This is a genomic window from Streptomyces sp. W16 (genome assembly GCF_033194735.1).
Taxonomy (GTDB): Bacteria; Actinomycetota; Actinomycetes; order Streptomycetales; family Streptomycetaceae; genus Streptomyces.
Genome location: NZ_JAWOAI010000849.1, coordinates 1 through 2,711 on the forward strand (window position 1 = coordinate 1; position 2,711 = coordinate 2,711).

Sequence of the window (2,711 nt, forward strand, 5' to 3'; positions counted from 1 at the left end):
GTCGACCACGAGTCGGGCGGTGCCCGCGTCGCCCTGCGCGACGGCGGCGGCCTTCGTCTCGGCCTGCGCCGCCGTCAGCTCGGGACGCGTGGTGGCGGGTTCGACGCCGTGGTCGGCCGCCCTGGTGACCCCGGTGTAGGCGAGCCGGTGGGACAGGTGGACGACGAGGTCGCCGCCGAGGACCGGCATGCCCTGGTGCGTGCGTATGAACCGGACATGGCGTGCGCCCTCGGGGTCGATCATCACGTCCTTGGCCCGGAGTCCGTCGCCCTGGACGACGCCGGTCGCCGCCGCATGCGCGAAGGCGGCGGCACGCGCGGCCGTGACGACGGACGCGACGGTGGTGCCGGTGGCCGCCACCGCTTGGTCCGCCCCAGTTGTCGGTCCCGCGAAGGCCGTTCCGGCCAGTCCCGTGGCGGCCGTCGTCACGGCGACGGCGACCGCCAGGCCGCGTATGTGGGATCCACGCATGGGTGAGGGCTCCTCGCTTCGAGACGGCCGGGATCGCCAACCGCCTTGAGACCGGGCGCGGTTGAAGGCGCCCAGGGGGCTGGTCGGGCCCCGGAGCGAAAGCCTTATGGATCGGTCATGTGCATGTAAAGCCGAAATCAACGGTTTTCGCAGCTTTTATGGCAATACTTTGCGAATCCGCATCGCTCAGTGATCAGCGAATGACCAACTGTGCGTCAGCTGTGGAGATGTGACGGGACGCGAGAAGGTTGCCTCGCGCGACTGTGATCGATCTCGCATACAGAGAAAAACGGGAGAACCGGATGGCCTCAAGAACGGTGCGCAGGGCCACGGCGTCGGCAGCGGCGCTGCTGACGCTCACGGCGGTACCGGCACATGCCGCGACCCACGGGTCGGACACCACGAGAACCAGCAGTACGACCGCACTTCCGGCCCCCGACATGGTGGGCCTCCGCGCCGTGCTGCGCACCCTGACCGCACAGGGCGCCCCCGGGGCGATCGCCCGCATCGACGACCACGGAACCGTCCGCACGGCCGCCGCGGGCGTCGACGACCGCACGACACGCCAGGCCATCGACAACGCCGACCGCTTCCGCATCGGCAGCGTCACCAAGTCGTTCTCCGCCGTCGTCCTGCTCCAACTCGTCGACGCGCACAGGCTCGACCTGGACGCCTCGGTCGACCGCTATCTGCCCGGGCTGCTGCCCGACAGGCGGATCACCGTGCGCCATGTCCTGAGCCACCGCAGCGGCCTCTACGACTACACGAACTCCATGTTCGCCAACTCGGTCTCCGGCTTCGAGGCCGTACGCGACAAGGTCTTCACCTACCGGCAGCTGGTGCGGTTGTCCCTGAAGCACTCGCGCACCAACGCGCCGGGCGCCGCCTACTCGTACTCGAACACCAACTTCGTGGTCGCCGGGATGCTCATCGAGAAGCTGACCGGCCACTCCGTGGGGACCGCGTACCGCGACCGCATCATCAAGCCGCTCAAGCTGCGCGACACCTTCTACGTCCACCCGGACACGAAGATCCCGGGCCGCCACGCCCACGGCTACCTCACCCCGGACCGCGCGGGCGCGAACCCGGTCGACGCGACCGACCAGACGGTGTCCTGGGCGCAGAGCGCGGGCGCACTCATCTCCACCACCCACGACCTGAACACCTTCTTCTCCGCACTGCTCTCCGGCAGGCTCACCTCCGCCGCCGGGCTCGCGCAGATGGAGCGCTGGACTCCGGTCAACAGCACGACGCGCTACGGCCTCGGGCTACGCCGGCGCGACCTGTCCTGCGGCGTGTCCGTGTACGGCCACACGGGCGCGGTCCAGGGTTTCTACACCTACTCCTTCACCTCGAAGGACGGCCGCCGCAGCCTGACCGCGCTGGCCAACACCTCCAACAACGGCACGGTGCTGAACACGATGGCGGGCACCCTGGAGTCGGCGTTCTGCGGCAAGCGCACAAGGACTGTCCAGGGTCCGCCGCTCACCGGCCGGGGCTCCCACGTCACCGAACGGCACATGGCCTACGAGGACATCGCACCGGGGATCGCCCGGGACTGAGTGCGCACGACGGTGGATGCCGGGCGGGCTCGCGCACCGGCACCCACCGCGTCGCACGGGAACCCTCCTGCCGTGACGGGACGTTGAGTGGAGGACGAACTCCCCCACCGGGCACTCCCCCGGGCACGAACAGCGAGGGCGGTGCCATGAACGAGCTGGTACCGGGCGGCAATCTGCCCCTCCCGGGCGGTGCCATGACCTTTCGGGTGCCCGGCCCGTTCGACGTGTCGGCGTTGATCACGGACGAGAGCGGCAAGGTCGGCGGTGACGCGGACTTCGTGTTCTACAACCAGCCGACCGCGACCGGAGCCCGCCTTCAGGGCGACACCCTGACCGTCGACCCGGCCCGCCTCCGCGCCGGCGCCGCCCGGGTCACCGTCGTCATCAGCCCCGCCGACCCCGGCACATCACTGGGCCGCCTGCCCGCACCCACCCTGCATGTCACAGACGCGGGCAGCCGTCCGCTCGCCCGTTTCACCCCGGCACGCCCCCAGCAGGAGGCCGTCCTGCTCCTGGCCGAGCTCTACCGGCGCGGCACGGGCTGGAAGCTGCGCGCACTGGGGCAGGGGTACGCCGACGGACTCGCGGGCATCGCACGGGACTTCGGTGTGGACATCGTCGAGGACACACCTCCCGGTCCCATCCCCGCCGCCTCCGCACGAGGAGGCGGTTCCGCCA

Annotated in this window: 2 protein-coding genes and 1 pseudogene; 2 read left to right on the forward strand and 1 reads right to left on the reverse strand. The window is 70.3% G+C overall.

Annotation, left to right across the window (positions count from 1 at the left end):
• Positions 1 to 471, reverse strand: a pseudogene (locus tag R6V09_RS50370) (M4 family metallopeptidase); the annotation flags it as partial.
• Between the two features lie 302 nt (positions 472 to 773).
• Here R6V09_RS50370 and R6V09_RS50375 point away from each other — a divergent pair.
• The gene (locus tag R6V09_RS50375) at positions 774 to 2,033 is read left to right on the forward strand and encodes a serine hydrolase domain-containing protein (RefSeq protein WP_317888128.1); all 1,260 of its coding nucleotides are present in this window, start codon (positions 774 to 776) and stop codon (positions 2,031 to 2,033) included.
• 146 nt (positions 2,034 to 2,179) lie between these two features.
• On the forward strand, positions 2,180 to 2,711 hold a 532-nt coding region (locus R6V09_RS50380), incomplete at its 3' end, for a TerD family protein (RefSeq protein WP_317888129.1).

Excerpts from the sequence above, each read along its gene's own strand:
- R6V09_RS50375 (WP_317888128.1), top strand. The coding sequence starts at position 774 with ATGGCCTCAAGAACGGTGCGCAGGGCCACGGCGTCGGCAGCGGCGCTG.